This window comes from Sulfurisphaera sp., from assembly GCF_059755235.1.
In genome coordinates, this window is the sequence record NZ_DBPRYF010000046.1 from 175,912 (window position 1) to 193,681 (window position 17,770).

At 31.7% G+C, this 17,770-nt stretch carries 18 protein-coding genes; 4 read left to right on the top strand and 14 right to left on the bottom strand.

All coding sequences use genetic code 11. From position 1 onward, the window contains the following. Positions 1-86: 86 nt before the first annotated feature. From AC3OCB_RS07895 to AC3OCB_RS07910, 4 genes are read right to left on the bottom strand one after another with little or no spacing between them, the layout of a single operon-like run. Positions 87-2,708, bottom strand: coding sequence for an ATP-dependent helicase (locus AC3OCB_RS07895; RefSeq protein WP_498341816.1), 2,622 nt, complete (start codon positions 2,706-2,708; stop codon positions 87-89). A 40-nt stretch (positions 2,709-2,748) separates the two neighbouring features. Beyond that, positions 2,749-4,134, bottom strand: a complete 1,386-nt coding sequence (locus AC3OCB_RS07900) for a glycosyltransferase family 2 protein (protein WP_498341817.1) — start codon at positions 4,132-4,134, stop codon at positions 2,749-2,751. After that, positions 4,124-4,693: a ParB N-terminal domain-containing protein gene (locus tag AC3OCB_RS07905; protein WP_498341818.1), complete on the bottom strand. Its 570-nt coding sequence runs from the start codon at positions 4,691-4,693 to the stop codon at positions 4,124-4,126. The genes AC3OCB_RS07900 and AC3OCB_RS07905 overlap by 11 nt, the downstream gene beginning before the upstream one ends. Beyond that, a complete protein-coding gene (locus tag AC3OCB_RS07910) occupies positions 4,644-5,336 on the bottom strand; it encodes an endonuclease III domain-containing protein (RefSeq protein ID WP_498341820.1) in 693 nt (230 codons plus the stop codon). Before AC3OCB_RS07910 ends, AC3OCB_RS07905 begins: the two co-directional genes overlap by 50 nt. A 55-nt stretch (positions 5,337-5,391) precedes the next feature. Here AC3OCB_RS07910 and AC3OCB_RS07915 point away from each other — a divergent pair, with 55 nt between their 5' ends. After that, entirely contained in the window at positions 5,392-5,655 is a 264-nt protein-coding gene (locus AC3OCB_RS07915) for an SSO5209 family protein (protein ID WP_498341821.1), read from the top strand. Between the two features lie 11 nt (positions 5,656-5,666). Here AC3OCB_RS07915 and upsB read toward each other — a convergent pair whose 3' ends face one another. The 5 genes from upsB to AC3OCB_RS07940 all read right to left on the bottom strand — a co-directional run bounded on the left by upsB (position 5,667) and on the right by AC3OCB_RS07940 (position 11,527). Next, the gene (gene upsB, locus AC3OCB_RS07920; RefSeq protein ID WP_498341822.1) at positions 5,667-6,062 is read right to left on the bottom strand and encodes a pilin subunit UpsB; all 396 of its coding nucleotides are present in this window, start codon (positions 6,060-6,062) and stop codon (positions 5,667-5,669) included. 5 nt (positions 6,063-6,067) lie between these two features. Beyond that, positions 6,068-6,520 (bottom strand): pilin subunit UpsA, encoded by a 453-nt coding sequence (gene upsA / locus AC3OCB_RS07925; RefSeq protein WP_498341823.1) that lies wholly within the window; start codon positions 6,518-6,520, stop codon positions 6,068-6,070. Between the two features lie 20 nt (positions 6,521-6,540). Further along, positions 6,541-8,022, bottom strand: coding sequence for a membrane pilin protein UpsF (gene upsF, locus AC3OCB_RS07930; protein ID WP_498341824.1), 1,482 nt, complete (start codon positions 8,020-8,022; stop codon positions 6,541-6,543). Further along, positions 8,006-9,427 (bottom strand): type II/IV secretion system ATPase subunit, encoded by a 1,422-nt coding sequence (locus AC3OCB_RS07935; RefSeq protein WP_498341825.1) that lies wholly within the window; start codon positions 9,425-9,427, stop codon positions 8,006-8,008. The genes upsF and AC3OCB_RS07935 overlap by 17 nt, the downstream gene beginning before the upstream one ends. 93 nt (positions 9,428-9,520) lie before the next feature. After that, complete coding sequence (locus AC3OCB_RS07940) at positions 9,521-11,527, bottom strand: hypothetical protein (RefSeq protein WP_498341826.1); 2,007 nt, start codon at positions 11,525-11,527, stop codon at positions 9,521-9,523. 119 nt (positions 11,528-11,646) lie between these two features. On the opposite strand from AC3OCB_RS07940, the gene AC3OCB_RS07945 reads away from it, so the two are divergent. Continuing rightward, the gene (locus AC3OCB_RS07945) at positions 11,647-11,799 is read left to right on the top strand and encodes a hypothetical protein (RefSeq protein WP_498341827.1); all 153 of its coding nucleotides are present in this window, start codon (positions 11,647-11,649) and stop codon (positions 11,797-11,799) included. On the opposite strand, the gene AC3OCB_RS07950 is transcribed toward AC3OCB_RS07945, so the two are convergent. Next, entirely contained in the window at positions 11,780-12,427 is a 648-nt protein-coding gene (locus tag AC3OCB_RS07950) for a hypothetical protein (protein WP_498341828.1), read from the bottom strand. The genes AC3OCB_RS07945 and AC3OCB_RS07950 overlap by 20 nt on opposite strands. A 41-nt stretch (positions 12,428-12,468) precedes the next feature. Between AC3OCB_RS07950 and AC3OCB_RS07955 the strand changes: the two genes are divergently transcribed. Beyond that, positions 12,469-13,338 (top strand): hypothetical protein, encoded by an 870-nt coding sequence (locus AC3OCB_RS07955; RefSeq protein WP_498341830.1) that lies wholly within the window; start codon positions 12,469-12,471, stop codon positions 13,336-13,338. 193 nt (positions 13,339-13,531) lie between these two features. After that, positions 13,532-14,386 carry a site-specific tyrosine recombinase/integron integrase gene (gene xerA / locus AC3OCB_RS07960; protein WP_498341831.1) on the top strand — a complete coding sequence of 285 codons (855 nt, stop codon included), beginning with the start codon at positions 13,532-13,534 and terminating at the stop codon, positions 14,384-14,386. Here xerA and AC3OCB_RS07965 read toward each other — a convergent pair. From AC3OCB_RS07965 to AC3OCB_RS07980, 4 genes are read right to left on the bottom strand one after another with little or no spacing between them, the layout of a single operon-like run. After that, a complete protein-coding gene (locus AC3OCB_RS07965; RefSeq protein ID WP_498341832.1) occupies positions 14,383-15,354 on the bottom strand; it encodes a radical SAM/SPASM domain-containing protein in 972 nt (323 codons plus the stop codon). The two genes, xerA and AC3OCB_RS07965, sit on opposite strands and share 4 nt — an antisense overlap. After that, positions 15,347-15,859, bottom strand: coding sequence for a gamma carbonic anhydrase family protein (locus AC3OCB_RS07970; RefSeq protein ID WP_498341833.1), 513 nt, complete (start codon positions 15,857-15,859; stop codon positions 15,347-15,349). The genes AC3OCB_RS07965 and AC3OCB_RS07970 overlap by 8 nt, the downstream gene beginning before the upstream one ends. Continuing rightward, complete coding sequence (locus tag AC3OCB_RS07975; protein ID WP_498341834.1) at positions 15,859-16,908, bottom strand: methyltransferase domain-containing protein; 1,050 nt, start codon at positions 16,906-16,908, stop codon at positions 15,859-15,861. The genes AC3OCB_RS07970 and AC3OCB_RS07975 overlap by 1 nt, the downstream gene beginning before the upstream one ends. Then, a complete protein-coding gene (locus AC3OCB_RS07980) occupies positions 16,893-17,765 on the bottom strand; it encodes a beta-ribofuranosylaminobenzene 5'-phosphate synthase family protein (RefSeq protein ID WP_498341835.1) in 873 nt (290 codons plus the stop codon). The genes AC3OCB_RS07975 and AC3OCB_RS07980 overlap by 16 nt, the downstream gene beginning before the upstream one ends. Positions 17,766-17,770: the final 5 nt, after the last annotated feature.

Consider the following 17,770-nt stretch of genomic DNA (forward strand, 5'->3'; position numbering starts at 1 on the left):
CGAGTATATTAGATCAAATAAATATGAGCCTATGGAATTTTCCTTGGATAATAGTCAGCAAGAATTGTGTTAAGGCCTTTAAGTATTTAGATTTCAGTGTATTTGAGATCAATGTCAACACCCTTATCCCTCAAGAATTCCACAACCTTCTCATGCAACTTCTTTAGCATGTCTCTTTTTTGTTCTGCTAACACAATATCTGAATGCTCCTTAAGTATAATATTGTGAGCAAATGGGCTAGGAATACTAAAAGGGCCTATCACTTTCACATTTATCTCTCCACTTCTAACTTTCTTAACTATCTCGATAGCCTTTGATATATCCATGTAGTCTTCTAAAATCTCCCTTATTGTTTCTTTTAGTACTGGAAATCCTTCATATTCTCTAACTACACCTAATAAAACCTCTGAATTGAGTTGTCTTCTATCTATGTTGGTCTGTTTTCCTTTATAACGTCTTAATAGCATAAAAGATCTTTCTGCACAGTGCCTAAATCTTTTCTTTATCATTTCTGTTCTCAATATAACTTTGGACAACAGTTCATACATCTTATCAGGGTCTAACTTACCAAAGACTTGGGAAATATCATAGTCTATTAAAGATGGTAAAGTAATTATGAAACCGTTGTCAGTGACCGATATTCTTACATCTGTGTGTAAATCTTCACTCACGACGTAAGCAACCGCTCTTGATAATGCGTCCAATGCTCTCCTACCAAATAGAGCATGGAATATGAAATTTCTTCTATTTTCTTCATCATCGTAAGTCTCTATTAAAATAAGATTATTGCTAGGAACAAGACCACCCGTAAAAAGATACTCTTCTAAAACATACTCATAGATCGACCATGCAGCATGTTTACTTAGCTCAAACTCTTTTGAAATGATCTCGATTGCTTCTTTCTTATCTACTCCTTTTTCTATTAACTCACTTACAAATCCCCTAAATCTAGAAACTTCTAACGCTGAATCATAGGCTAGTGGAAGCATCTCTGAGAACCAACTGGGTACTGTAGGTCTTTGTCCTTCAGCATTTTTTACAATAATCACATTACCCTCACTTCTGACAAATTCATACGTTTTCCCAGAAAGTACAAAAATATCCCCTGGCATTAATATTTCTGCAAATTCTTCTTCCAGATTGCCTACATACTTTCCATTTTCAGTCTTTACACCTATATCTGCTTCGTCAGGGATTGTACCACTGTTCAAAAAGAAGATCATCCTTGCCCCTCTCTTTGGTTTTATAATATCGTCTTCCATTCTAATTTTAGCATAAACGTTCTTAGATTCAAGTTCAAAGGCTCCTTGTAAATAATTGAGAACACTTTCAAACTCATTCATCGTAAGATCTTTATAGTTATGAGCCTTTGTTATTATATTAAAAAGGTTATCTTTCTTTATTGGTGAAATTAAAGACGCTGCTACAATTAACTGAGAAAGAACATCTAGCGGGTTCATAGGGATATGTATTTTATCTATCTTTCGTTCCCTAGCTAACTTAGCTAAAACAGTGCATTCTACTAAATCATCTCTGTCTACTACTATTATTCTCCCTTTACTAGTGCTTCTTATACTATGACCTGCTCTTCCAATTCTTTGTAAAAGCCTGCTTACACTTTTAGGACTGCTAAGTAAAACAACCAAGTCTATGTAACCTATGTCTATTCCTAATTCTAAACTAGTTGATGATACGACTACCTTTAGTTCTCCTCTTTTTAATTTTTCCTCTACCTCTAATCTTACATCACGGCTTAGACTACTATGATGTGCAGCTACAACATCACTATCATATATCTTTTCCGATTCAAATATTTTTCTTAATTTGTAAGAAACTCTTTCAGCTGCACTTCTCGTATTTGTAAAGATTAAAGTAGTCTTGTGCGTCTTTATCTCTTTAACAAGAAAGTCATAGATACCTTTACTTACTTCTTCTTCTGAGGCGTGAACAAGATCTTTAACTGGAGAAACTACCTTAATATCAGCTGGTTTTACAAATCTAGCATCTACTATATGAAAATCTCTATCTTTACCAACTAGAAATTTAGCAACCTCCTCTAAGGGAGATACTGTAGCACTTAATCCTATTCTCACTATTTCATTTTTAGCTATCAAAGCTTGGAAAAGCTCAAGCATACCAACCAAGTATGCTCCTCTTTTACTATTAGCTAACTCATGAATTTCATCTATTATTAACCATTTTGCCTCAGCAATTTTTTCTCTGAACTTTGGAGATACCAATGAAATCCCAAATGATTCTGGTGTGGTTATGAGTATATGTGGGGGATTACGTAACATTTTCTGCTTTTCATAAGATGAAGTATCGCTTGTTCTAACTGCTATCCTTATTTCCGGAAGATCTGGATTTCTTTCTTTAAGTTCTTGTAATGGCTCAAATAAGTTTCTCTTCATATCATTATTTAGTGCTCTCAAAGGAGAGATGTAAATAGCATAGATTTTTTCCTCTAGTTGGTTCTTGTAGCCGAGTTCTATTAAAGTGTCTAAAATTCCTAAGAAAGCAGCAAGGGTTTTTCCGCTACCTGTTGGACTAGAAACTAAGACATTCTTATTAGATTTTATTAGTGGGATTGCTCCTTTCTGTGGAGGAGTAAATGATCTGTATTTTTCTTTAAACCAATTAGATACTTGAGGAGTAAGCATATTAAAAATTTCTTCATCCGATAGGTAGTTTATATAATTAGTTTCCACAAGATGTAAAATAAAAAGTTAGGGGTATTAAAATGATTGTTCATAATTCTCTGTTAAAACCTAATAAGGTATACAAAAAGCCAGCTGAATAATAAAGTAACCATATCGATGTCACATAATAATGACTAAGTAAATATATTATGGCTGAGAGAAAATAAATGATACCAAGAACTCCAATAGTTATTACAATCTTATATTGAATATTCACTTTACTTCCCGCCTTAGGTGTAACTACATATGTCTTTTTTGTACTAACTAAGCCTTTTAAAAACGAATAGAAAACGAATGGAGAAATCGCAACAGTAAATGCAGATATCCTTCCCAGTGAAAACAAAGCATCTTTTCTCGTAAATCCTAGTTTTAGCGAAACACTATATATTACATAAGCATATACACCTAAAATAATTGCCCATAAAAGAAACAGAGGAGAACTTAAGACATCATGACGTGTAAATGGTATTAAGACTACTAGAAGTAACGAGCCTAAAAACGTAAACATAATAGGTGTATATTGCAGTAAATGAATAAACATATCAATCTTTTTGAGTAAACTTGTCTTAGATGTGAGTATGTATTTAATTCTATGCCTAAGCACTTCACCAGTGCCCATTGCCCATCTAGTTTGTTGTACATAGAAAGAAAAGAAGTTATCAGGTACTTCTATTTCTATTGGAACGCCAGAAGAGCAAATCTTCTTGCCTTTATTTACAAGTCTAGTGCCTATTTCTAGGTCATCTTGAACTAGCTTGTAGTCCCATCCCCCTACAGTTTGTAAAGCTTCTCTTTTGAAAAGTGTTCCACTTCCAACTGGAAATACGCTTAAATTAGCTTTTTCTTTACCGTCAAATAACGCCTTACTTGCAAACCACGTAGATGCCATAATCCCTTTTGCCAATTTAGAATAAGTATTTTTAGAATAGCCAACCCACTGTAAGGCTACTGCATCACAATTACTTGTTGTCATCTTATAGTATGCTTTAATTAAGGCATCTTTAGGTAATCTAGAATCTACATCCATAGTAAGTATTATGTCACCTTTACTTTTCTCATAACCATAAAGTAGTGCACCGCTTTTATAGCCTTGCTTCTTCTCCCTTCGGTATAGCTTTACATTTAATGTTTCTGGGATCTTTAGTTTTGACTTTAGTTCATTAAAATATTGCTCACTATCGTCAGAAATAATGATCACTTCCATCTTTCTCTTATCCCATTGTAATTGCGAGATATTGTCTATAAGTTCTTGAATGACTGATATATTTTCCCCTTTTGTAGGGACTAAAATGGAGAGGAATGGGTACTCATTCAAATGAGAGTGGACTGTAACTGGTTTGTTTCCAGAAGCTAGTTTATAAAGGAATAATTGATATAGAACAAATAATGACGGGTAAAGAAATATTAAGAATTGAATTACTAAATCAGTAATCATTAAGCAAAATCTCTTCTTTGGGTATATAAAATTTATACTCGTGCCTAGTTGACTTGGGAGGAAATCTCAATCCTTTCAATGCAATACTAATTATATATTCTTTTGGCAGAGGAGGTATTTTTAGCCCTGTAGATGAGTTCTTAAACACAACAAAGCCGCTTTTAATCAAATTCTGTTCCAGCATATGCTGCTTCCAGTAAAGTTTGTAAAGTGAGGACTCACATAAAATTTTGTTTTTATTTTCGATTACACAATAATCACCGTCATCTTGAGCATAAAGATTCAGCCTAGGCCTAATTTGTCTATACCAAAAATTTACTCTAATATTTTCACTCATATACTTTACATAAAATACAGGTACTTTAGAAATGCCAAGAAATAAAAGGGAATAAAACCTATGATGTCCGTCTAGTATTATATTAGACTCTTCATCAACTATAATAGGTATTATCTTTTTATACTTTTTTATATTTTCTATATTCCGATGTACTAAACTCAACAGTATATCTTCATGAGGGATTAACTCTGTTATCTTTGCCCATTCTACTGAAATATTCACAACAGAAATTTAACACACATTTATTACATAAAGGTTTTCTTGCGGTGCAAATAACTCTTCCATGTGCAATAAGTAATTGATGAGTTGAAAGAAGTTCTTCTTCGTTAAGACTTGAAATAAAGAAACTTGCTATCTCATTATATTTAGGCTTTTCACCTACTATTCCTAATCTAGTGACTACCCTTTTTATGTGAGTGTCAATAGGAAACACTTTACACTTAAAACAATTAACCAAAACAACGTCAGCCGTCTTTTCTCCTACACCTTCTATAGAAGTCAATTCTTTTCTCAATTCTTCACAAGAAAGTTTATGTAAGTCATCTTGATTATGCCTTAGGAAAAAAGTAGCCACGTTTTTTATATACTTAGCTTTCGAGTTGGATAGACCAACGTTTTTTATATATTCTCTTAACTCATTGTAATCTATTTTTATAATATTGTTGGGTGTAATTCCTATCTTCTTCTCTAAATTATTGTATGCTATATATGTTGCTTTATCAGTTGAATTCTGGGAAAGAATGGTTGCTATAATTGTCTTGAATGCATCTTTTGTGTTTAAACATACATCATAGGCAACATAATCCTTAGGATTTATGGAATAAGTCTTAGACAGCAGTGAAAGGATCTCTTTTGCTGAACACACAAGGTATATGAAGGGTGTTTGCCTTAAAAATGTTTGAAATAAAAAGTTAAATTTGATGTATGAGATTAAACTTGTCCTTGAAGCAATAAAAAAAGGTCACATAAACCCCGGGGAAGCAGTTATTTATACTGGGTTACCTAGATATGAAGTTTTGGCATTATTTCATATTCTTGAGGAACTAAAACTCATCGAGATTATCTATTCTAAAGGATCACACAAGGTGTATAAGCTTACAGAAAAAGGAGAAGAAATACTTGAAGCATTACAAAAAGACCTTGAGATTGAGATAACTGTAAAAAAAGACTTAGAAATAACTTAAGTGTATAATATTTAATTAACATAGTAATAATTTCCATTAGCCTCAATAATTATTGTGGCATTCTCTAGAGAAACATTAGATATTTTAGTTACCATATCACTAAGTGAAATTATTTCATTAGGTTTTAATATAACATTTATATGATAACTAGAATTATTTATCATTAATAGACTAATATTTATGACTGAACTCCCATAATTATAAACATATATTTGACTCGGTTTATTACCTAGTTTTATCACACTAAATTGGGTAGACAAGGCGTTATTCAATTTATTGAAGTTCTGTCCTACAGTATTTGAATTTGTATTGTATATGGAATTAAAATAGAGAAATAAAGGAACTGCTAAGGATAGGGTTACAAGTGTAACAATAAGGGAAGAAAAAATTGATGATATACCTTTCATCTTGATCACGCAGTCTCAGAGGCCAAGACATTTAAGGCTATTGAGAATGGTTTACCAGTAGCAGTATGGCCGATGAAAATAACGGTATAATAACTACCTGCTTGAAATTTTACATTAGAATTTGCAGTGCTTGATAATGTTGTAACATTTTGATAGGACTCACCTGGGTTTAACGTTATATTTAAGTTCTCAATAGTATGATTTCCAATATCTATTGAAGTTATACTCACTTGCAAATTACCATTGTTTGTTAAGCTATACTGTAGATATGATTGATTAGTAGAAGGATTTACTATTATTTGAGCTTGTGCATTTACATTTGCATTTTGCGTTAAGTTGCTAAACATACCATTAGAATATGCATATAGTAAACCACCTAAGGCTATTGTTATAGCTAAAACAATTACAGTACCTAAAATCGATGAGATACCTTTTGTTTTATTTTGTAGTTTTTTCATCCCACTTCATTATTTTATATTCATAAAAAGACGGGAGGCAATACTGAAAGTATTGCTAAGATAATAGCCATTAATAACATTGATGGAAAGTAAAGTAATGTAAACCTTGATATCTTGGAGAATATTAAAACAGAAGCTACACTATAAGCTGAAATAATGCTAACACTAGGGATCGTCGTGATAGATATCTTCCCTAACATACCAAAAGTTAACCATAACATAATTGGCGTAAGAATAGCCATAATATCAAATAATTTTAGCTGCTTTATCAAATTGTTTTTATTGTAAATTATCTCACTAATAGAATTAGCTAATTCCTCTAAAGAAATAGACGATGAACCTGTCTTAGCAATAATGAACAGAAGCTTAAATGTAACATTGAATAACTTTGAAGGAGAACTAACCGAGTCTGGTTTTCTAAGAAAGTTTTCTAAGATTATGTTAACTCTCCTAGAATTTAATTTTACTTTTGGTATTGCATTTTGTATTGTGTAGCCTATTTTGAGATATTCAGAAACTTCTTTGAGAAGAATAGGCAACGATTTCTCAAGCTCATTAGCTAATGTTATCTGTGAATATATGTAGTAACTCAACACTAAAAGTACTGAAATAGAGCCTAAGATCTTATATTCCAAATTAATGTTTGGAATAAGTAGGAGAACCGGAATCATAACCAAGGTGTAAAGATATTTACCGTATTTTATGTTATATTCTACATTGGGTTGGATAGATGAAACAAGAAAAATTATTGGAGGAACAAACAATAAAGGAAGGAATAGTTCAGTTAAAGATACTTTAAAAGTAAACGAGAAACCTATGAGCACTATCGGGAGTAATAAAAACAATGAAAATTCTAGTTCAGTTAATTCAGTAGATTTTTCTACGTAACTTTTGTAGGAATCCTTCAGATCATTTAATAGATCCTTTAGAGCATCTTTTAATCTATCCCTAACAGTGATTCCTAAACTAAGCGCAGAAAGATAATTGTTGTATAATTTACCTAATAGATCCCCATTATGGACTAACGCTCTTTTTTCTATGGCTTTTGAAAAGGGCATATTCATATAGTTAGTCATTTTAAGCAGAAAGTTCTGTTCAACTTTAGGAACTTTTAATTCTTGTATCTCTGATAACTCTTTAAAAGTATAATTTAACCCTTTATCTACAAGAGAATCTATATAAGCTACTAGAGCAATAAATGGAGCCTCGGAATTTACCACCTTTTTATGTTCCTCGGTTCTTGACCAAGCATATAAAAGAGGATATAAATAAGCTATTAGTGCTAATGGAACAACAGAGAGCAATAGGAACTTGAACTTTAGAACTCCAAGTATTGCTATAATTATAGTTAAAGGTATAAATATCTTTAAAATCTTATAATATTTCTTGCATATAATAAATATGTCATCACCATAATATTCAATATATTTTTTAATCCTATCGTTAAATAGATTACAAGGCACTAACTTACTAAGTTTTTTTAAATTAAGATATGGCCTCACTTTCATAGCTAATTTCACCACCATAAAACTTTCTAATTTCAGAAGAAACATCTAAAAAATCTATTACCTTTTCATTAATTAGTTTACTCAAGTAATTTGCTCTCTTTTGAATTTCATTTTTTACCTCGTTTATCGAAAGACCGTAGGTTTTTGATATCCATTTAAGTCTATATGATCTTTTTAACAATGAAGAGATATCTGTTGGGACAAATGTATTTTTATTGAAATCCCACTGAATAACTTTTTTGAATTTTATTTCACGCTTATCAATTACAGTTTCATATACAGATAGAATAGATCTAACATTCTTCTTTCCTTCTTTTCTATTCCCTATTATTATAAATACCCATATTGTCTGAAGAAATAATTTAGATAAATCAGACGAAAGGAGGTCAGTTATTCTAGTTACGGCATCTATTGGCCTGGAACCATGAAAAGTAGTTAATGAACCATGACCAGAGGCTGATGCATGAATTAGGGCTTCTATTTCTTTCCCTCTTACCTCCCCAATAACAAGATAATCTGGTCTATATCTTAAAGAGAGCTTTGCCAAATCATTAAGCGTTACATCGTAATTTCCTCCTAAAGTGGATCTGCTTATGAACCTTACCCAATTTCCACTAACTATGTTTATCTCAGGAGTGTCTTCTATTGTCAAAATTTTATAATTTGGATTAATCATGTTAAGAATAGCCGTAAGCAATGATGTTTTCCCCGATCCGGTTGGCCCTAATAACATAACGAATGGTTTATACTCCATCAAGAACCACAAATATGCAGCAACTAGTTCATTCAACATACCATTTAAAATCATAGACGTTATACTTAATGGCTTAGCAGGAAACTTTCTGATATCAAAAGTAGATCCTGGCAACGAAATCTCATTATTTATAGTTGCCGCTACTCTATGTCCCTCTGGAAGAGAGAATTCCAGATAAGGTTTCGCTATATTAATACTTTTGTTTGCTTTCGTCGCAAGTTTTTCAATAATCCTTATTGTTTGATCGTCGCTTTCTAGGATTATATTGGTGTAAAGTCTTATACACTCACTAAATGATCTATGAACTACGGTAATCGGGTTACCGAATCCCCTACATTCGATTTCTTCGATATCTTGATCTAGAATTAGCGGTGTTATAATATCATAAAGTACATGCTTCTTTATATGATATAGAAGCTTTTCAATAGATTCGTCCTTGAACCCCCTATCCTTCAAAATTTTTATGATATAATCTTCAATATTGTTAGATGTTATATACAGAATTTGGGAAGTTATCTCCTCTTTTACATTCTCCTCATAAGAAGATAGCTTAGGTTCTTCAACAACATATCTACAAATGTTATTCTCATCTTTCGTAATTGTTATCTTTACAGGGCCTACATAATATTCTTTTAGAACGTTCATATCATACTTTTTATAATAAAAGCCGAGTCACAGTGAAATGAAACTATTTTAGATTATTATCTTTAACAGGCAAACAGATATAAGAAAGATGAATTATAAGATTCCATAATTATTTAGCTGTTCCTTTATATTAGTAGAAATTTTTTCCGCATTACTAAGAGCACTTTTAATTAATTCCACAATTTTATAATTGAATTCCCATTTTATATTCTCCGAGTAATAAGCCTTCACAATAACCGTCGAATAAGCAGGGTCAAGGTCGAATATAAATTCGCCTTTCAAACTTGTTTCTATTTGTGTCCCATAAATCACTGTAATTGGTAGATTGTATCGAAGGTCAATATTAATAATTAACTTATTATTTTGAAGAAAGGCTATAACACTCTTTATAGGGTTAGGTAATCCATATACGAAATATTCCCTTACATAATTATCTTTTTGTATAATTATCTTTTGAGACCCAGATTTAGTTTTAAATCTTTCTTCTTCTATAGTAACAATATCTCCTTCTTTAGCTATTATCACATTATCATAAATGTCTTGATATTCCTCCACTCTCACCCATTCAAAGGACTCATCCTCACTTTTAGTAATTATTCTTCTTGATGCATTTTCTATTTGCTGAACCGTTCGATAATTTCTACTTTCTTTTACTTCTTTTACCTTAATTACATATTCTTTCGAAGTCTCTACGAATCCATTACGCTCTAATGAGAGAAAAAGTACTTCTTCATTTGAATTGAATTTTACTATAGGAATATTAATTGAAAGTTCCCCCTCGGAATTAGTGACGGAAAACGAATATTCCTTTCCAAGGATTTTTAATTTTATTATGCTACCCAATTTACTAGGAATTTTGTATTTGATCCTACTTTTTAGTATAGCATTGTAAAACTCATTCACGTTCTTAACTCTCCCGTTCTTCGTGAGAAATATATACCCTTCCAATAGACTTAACTCAGACTCTAAGGGCTGTATAACGATATCTTTATTATATACAAATAATTCATTGCTAACCTCTATTTTGCTTTGAGTGGTTACAGAAAGACGGCTTGCTTCTACTCTTATTATTACTTTCTCACCATTACTGGCCTCACTAACTTTAATCAGCCCTTTGCCCAGTTTAAGTGAAGCATAAAATTCCTTATTCACAGCAACAATAACCCCATGAGAATCATGTGATATCTCTAATGGAAAATAGTCACTGGATGGTTCTATTATATACAATTTCTTAGAACTGGATATTATATATATATATTTCCTATCTGCTATAATTGAGTGTATATTATTTAAATCAAATAATTTCTTTAAATTACCATCATATATACTAGTATGCATATCGGTTATTATAATATAATTATAATTTGCGAAGTTTGCTAATAAATTTGATGTATTAGATAAATACGCCCATCCTCCTCTATAATAATACTTTACTTTTTTGTCGCATATTAATACTAAACCAATAGAGGCCTCGCCCAAATAGTAAGTTTCAGAAGTGCAGACTCCAAGCAAATCATACTCTCCTTCTGTTACTATTTTCCCGGATAAGGTTTGGAATATTTTCCCTTTGCTTGAAGTCCCTAGATAAAAGTCTGGTCTGTTATACAAGAATTTATTCCCGTTTGTATCGACAGTGATAGAATAACTTTCATAAACCAAGTTAGCATACAGCGGAGTTATTCTATAACCAACAGGCTTATCTAATTCAATCTCTTTGTTGTTATTGAAAACTAATACTTTGTTCTTATTTTCCAATACGGAAAACCCAAATTTACGATAGAAGAGTGAATACTTCTCCCCGTTAAAGATTACATTTTTGCCTTTTCTCTCTACCGGACGGACTTCATTATCGATGTAGAGAAAATCAATTGCATTAGCATTTGAATAGATAACATCTTCTTTCTCTTCATCTCTTTTCACTACGTAATGATCTCTCTTGTAAATCCATTCTCCTTCTATTTTTACTTCTTTATCTATATAGATTTCCGGGCTTTTTATAGCATCAGAAAGCACTTTAATTTTTCCATTTTCATTTACAAACCAATAATTTAACTCGGAAGGGAGCTTTTGCTCATAAGCTTGAATTATTTTAGGTATCATAAAGTCTCTATTTTTTTGAAAAACTCGGACTTGGCTGAAAATACTAAAGATAATTAAGCAAGCGTAATATCGCGAATTATGTTGACTTACATTAAATTGATTCGATATAACAAAATTATATGATAGGATTATATGCACAAATATCACTATTCATATTGTCATTCGTTTTGTTTATCATGAACATTCCATATCCAATAGAGCTCATAGTTGCAATACCAGTGTTTATAAAGATGATAAAGATTGCAAGAAAAATTAGAGCAAAGAAAATTTAACTTCTCCGCACAGTCCTTTTTGTTTACACAACTTGAAGAAGCATTCTAAGGATTCTCTTCCTTTTAGTCCTAGCTCTTTAGAAATACTGGAAATCTCCCCAGAATTTACTAAGAATGATGCAGAATCTCTTACTATGAGTTTAATTTTTAAAAGATCGTCTTCTGTTAGTTTTTTGCTTCCAATAATAGAAATAATTATAGGAAGCTTACCACAAGCATTCTCCCACTCACTAAACAAGTCAATTTCTCCTTCATTAAAATCAATTACGGCATTGAAATCGTTTAAGGAAGGAACAATATTTCCGTTTACGAACATCTTTACTAGATAAAACTCTGTGGAATTGGTTCCATTTAGATATAATTTTATAATTTTTTCATCTTTTATTTTCTTTATAAATAGTTTCTCTACTGAATAACTGCCATTTGATAATATTTTCACATCCTTTATCGTAGATAAAACAGGCAATGGGAAGTATAACAGATCATATTTTTCAACATTAAATTTTACTTCATCTTGTTTAATTTTTATAGGTTCAATCTCATACCCTCTATTATTTATTTTACCTTCAAGCAGAGGAACTAATGGCTTTAGTTCTTCTTCCCTCGAATATGCTAAACTAATCTTCACAGTAAACTGTTTATTTTTAACCAAATTAATCTATCTTGTCTATGGATACATTAATTGTAGGCTCTGGCTATGCAGGGTTAAATGCTTATCATTTACTTAAATCCACTTTAATATCGGATAAACCTGAATTTATTTTCTATACAGCTTCTACAAGAAACTTGGTTTTTGGAGATAATTTACGATATTCTAAGAGATTGCCTTTTGTTAGAAAGGAAAAAGTACTTGATTTTGATCTTAAATCTAAATGGGTTAAAACTGATAAAACTGAGTATAATCCTGAAAATTTAATAATTGCTACTGGATGCAATAAAACTGAAATAATTAATACTATAATTAAAATTAAAGAAAAAAGTAAAATAAGTATTAGCTCGGAAGATCCTCTTTATGATTATCTTGCTATTCAACTGGCTTTTTACTTTAACAAAGTAGGTAAAGAAGTTGAATATCATGGTAATTTCCTTAGTTATCTAGGAGAAAATATAAGTAATATATTAATGAAATATATGTATAAATATGGAATAAAATATACTGAAAAACCTGAAGATATTATTCCTTCGTGCAAACCGTCTTATCCTTTTGAATTTTACAAAGTTGATCAGAATTTAAAATATCAAAATTCATTCATATTAGGAGATCTCATAGATGGTTTTCCTAAATTGGGAGAGCTTGCAATGAGAACGGGAATTTACGCGGCTAATTATATTAAAAACAAAAAAACAGATCCTTTCACACCAATATTCATAACAATTATTGACACTGGAAAAGAAGGAATTCATATAAGATCGAATAAACTATGGAGAGGAAAAATAGAAACTGTAAAGATTTCTAAAATAAGAAAAATAATGAAAAGATTCATAGAAAGATATTATTTGATGAGAAATGGTAAAATGGGTGTATTATATTATCTATAGGGTATCCAAGGACCCTTGGGGGTCAGGGGACCTCATCATTCCTTTTGTAGGTCCCTGGATACCCATAATAAGTAATAATTGAAGTGGGGTATAAGTAGTTTTGCTATTGAATATTTCTTCTATATTTATCATAGAAAATTAAGGAGTAACACTCTATTTACTTAAAAAGCAGTCTGCAATGAAGATAAATAATGTGAAATTGCAGTTAGGAAAACCAGATATTGTAGTTGACCCTTTAGACGACTTTATATCGGCATTAACAGTTGCTGGCGCATCTGAAAATACTATAAAACTGTATACAATAGCCATAAAAGATTTCCTTGATTTTGTAAAAAAAGACCCTAGACAAATCACGACTAGTGATCTAAATAAGTGGGTTATAGATATATTAAATAGAAATACTAAGGCTAAAGTAATATCAGATTTAGAAAAAAGAAGAGAAAAAGCTACTACAGCAAGACATTACATAATAGCAGTTGTTAGATTTCTAAAATGGTTAGGCATAGATATTAAACCCACTATACCGAGAACTAGAAGAAGAGAGATAAGAGCACTAAGTGAAGGAGACATAGAAAAAATAAAGAACTCATTGAAAAGAACAAAGGATAAATTACTTATTCAGCTATTATTAGATACTGGTCTGCGTGCAAAAGAGCTTTTATCAATAAGAAAATCAGATATCAACATTGAAAAAAGATTCATAATAGTAAGAAATACGAAAAATGGAGAAGAAAGAATAGTGTTCTTCACAGAGGAAACTAGAAAAATGCTTGAAAAATATATAAAGAATATGAGTAATGATCAAAAACTCTTTAACATAACTTATGATGCTCTTTATAGAAAACTAAAGAGACTAGGAAAAAAGCTAGGAATCGATTTAAGGCCACATATATTAAGACACACTTTTGCAACCCAAGCAATAAGAAAAGGAATGCCATTACCAGTAGTCCAAAAAATACTAGGACACAAAGATATACGAACCACTCAGATATATACTCATCTTGTAACAGAAGATTTACAAGAAATTTATAAAAAAATTTTTGGTTAGGTTTCTCCCCTAAATCTCCACTTTACCATTTCATATACGTATTCAGCCAAATCTTTTACACTATTAAACGAAGCAGTTTGCAAGTGCAAATATTCAAATTTAGCTTGATTATTCAACATATACCTTTGTAGCTCTTTAACAACAGGTTTTTTCAGAATATCATCTAATTTCTCATATGATAGATTACCAACAATTTTTCCGTTTATATCATCTGGATAAGGAAGATCTCCATTAGGATAAATTGTAATTGCATAGCTTACGACTCTTTTTATTTGGGTCTTTCCAATTAGAGCGTTAATAAATCCCCATGAATTGTTAATAGTTGGTCCATATTTTTTCTTTAATTCTGAAAGAACTCCATAAAGCTCGTAAGGATCTGGTGCTAGCTTTATCTTGGATTCTGGATAATCTATTGCAGGCAATATAACAATCTTATATCTACATTCATACACCTTTCTGACTTTTTCTTCTAGTTTATTAAGATTATGTCTGGTAACAACAGTCTGCACATTAACCTTAAGACCATATTGCCTAAATTTACATAGGGTATCTATAGCCTTTGCATTCCAATGATACTCATCTATTGAATAGTGCAAAAAATCTATACTATCCGACAATTTGGAAAGAAAATTTTCATCATTCAACCTATATCCGTTTGTTGTTAACATGACATAGAATGAGCCGTCGTGAGCATATTTTAAAAGTTCTAATATATCATTACGTAATGTTGGTTCTCCCCCTTCAAACGAAAGTACAACTATAGAGGAGTCTCTTAAATTATCAATAATTTTTTTCACGGTCTCTGTACTAGCCTCTCCCAATTTGCCCGAATAATATTCTGGTAAACAAAAAGTACAATGAAGATTACATCTAGACGTTACCTTAAATGTAGCGTAACCAGGGTTAAATGGATCTTTCAAGATCTGCGTTTTTACAAACCATCTAAAAGCTTTTAGGTCTCTATTCAATTTTCATAAACCTCCTAACATGTTTTAAATACTCTTCTGCATTCTCCGAAATTAACTTTATCTCCTCTTCAGTAACTTTCTTTATCACTTTAGCAGGAACCCCAACAGCAACACTATAGGGAGGAATTTTGGTACCTTGAGTTACTACAGCTCCAGCACCTATTATAGAATATTCTCCTATTTCAGATCCATTTAGAAGAATGGCACCCATTCCTATAATCACATTTGAGGAAATTTTAGCACCATGAATAATTGCGTTATGTCCAATAGTTACTCTATCACCTATTATGACTTTATACCCTGGATCGGTATGTACAGTTGAGTTCTCTTGGATATTAGACTCTTTTCCAATTTCTATTGTATCATTATCTCCCCTAACAACTACATAATGCCAAAGACTAGATAATTCTCCTATACTTACATCGCCTATAACGTAAGCAGTAGGATGAATATATGCCTTTTCAGACAATCTTGGTTTTTTACCTAAATATTCTTCTGTTGGCATTATTTTCTCTTAATTAACTTAGCAATAAAAAAACCTGTCATATCATGAACGTTAGGATGAAACCTAATAATCTCCTCAATTTCAAATCTTTCATCTTCAATAACTTTTTCGTTCTCCCAAGTTGTAACAGTACATGTTGAATAAATTACAACTCCGTTCTTTTTTAGAATCTTATAAGCTGAATTAAGAAACTGCTTTTGGTAATTATGATAAACTATTACATCCTTTTGAGTTTTCTTATCATAAACTTTAGGCCTTACACCTAGATTAGAACATGGAGGATCTATGATAACTTTATCCACGTCCTTTATGCCAAAATCCTCATTAAGGTACCTAGAATCAGCTGTATAAAGATCGATTTTCATTCCCATTTTCTCTACCTTCTCTTTTAATTCTTGAACTTTCTTTTTAGTATGATCAAAACCTATAATCCTACTCCTTGGCTCAAGTTGATATACATGAGTTAATTTACCCCCTGGATAAGCAGTCATGTCAAGTATCAGCTCATTAGGTCTAGGATCTAACAGATGTGCAACATACATAGATGCTTTGCCTTGTAATAAGATTTCGCCTTCCCGTACTTGAGGTAAATCGGCAAACTTAGGAGATTGATAAAGAGGGTTTGTTACTTTAACTATAAGACTCCCTTTATTTACCAATTCCCCCTCTCCAACTACAACATTGTTCTCGCTAACAACATTTACTTCTTTTCCATTCCCTATGATCTTCTTGACGCCAGGCTTATACACATCAGCTCCCATAATCACACTTTCAGCTGTTCTCTTATCAACTATAACTTTTGTATCATGCTCTCCTATTTTGTTTGGACCTTTTAACCTAACATAGAGTGCCTCATTAAAGTCATTATCTTGTTGAAGAAACTCTAAGGTTTTTAATATATTCTCGACACTAGTCTTCAAAGTATTAACTCTAACATAAAGCCTGCTGTTAGGTAAGAGTAATGAGTTTAGGAAATCGTTTAAATAACTACCATATACTTTTCTTAAATCATCAAGTAGGAAATTATCGTAATTTAATCTTTCAGCCATTGAACTCTAGCACCTTCGTTGTTTGGCTCAGTTATAAATCCCCCAAATGAGCTAACAAGCTCTTCTCCTTCTCTTTTAGTTCTTACAAAGGTATAAATTGCCGGGCCAAAAGAAGAAATTCCAGCTGGAAAACCTTTAGAATAAAGTTTTTTCATTAGATCTTTCACTTCTTCGGATTGAAAATTTACTTCTACTTTTTTAAACCCTAGACCTTGGATAAGCCAAATAGCTTCTAACGCTTCTTCTAGATCATTTTCTATCACCGAAGGAACAAGTTTCATCAAAATGACCCTACTTAATGTATCTATTCCTTCTAATTTAGCATTCTTAAATGCTTCTAGCTCTTCTTTTCCAAATATTTTACGACCTTTTGATGGTACATTAACATAAATGTACCAAGGAAAATTATGTCTTGCAATTAGAGGAGGAGGCGGAAAAGAAGAGAAATCTGACGGAGTAGCCTCTTTTTTAACCTTCGTAGAATGCCCTCCATCAAGTATAAAACCACCATGTTTAAAAGCATATACACCAATGCCTGACGTACCTCCACGTTTCACCATTTTTGCCAATTCAATGACGTCTATGTTCCTCAAATTATATTCTGCTCCTAGCTTTGCTATCGAGAGAAGATATTGTGTTGTATGTCCTAATCCAATGTGCTCTTCAAAATCCTCCTCTACACAAAAACTTGGAATATCAAACGGAAGCTTAAGGTCAATTCTTTTACAATTGCCCGTGCTAACAACTATTCTTGGATATTTTAATGCTACACCGACACCTCCATCGATTCTACCATATTTGCCCTCTAAATCGATAAGTGTAATATGAATTCTTGAAAGACCAAAAATTTTTATCATATAAA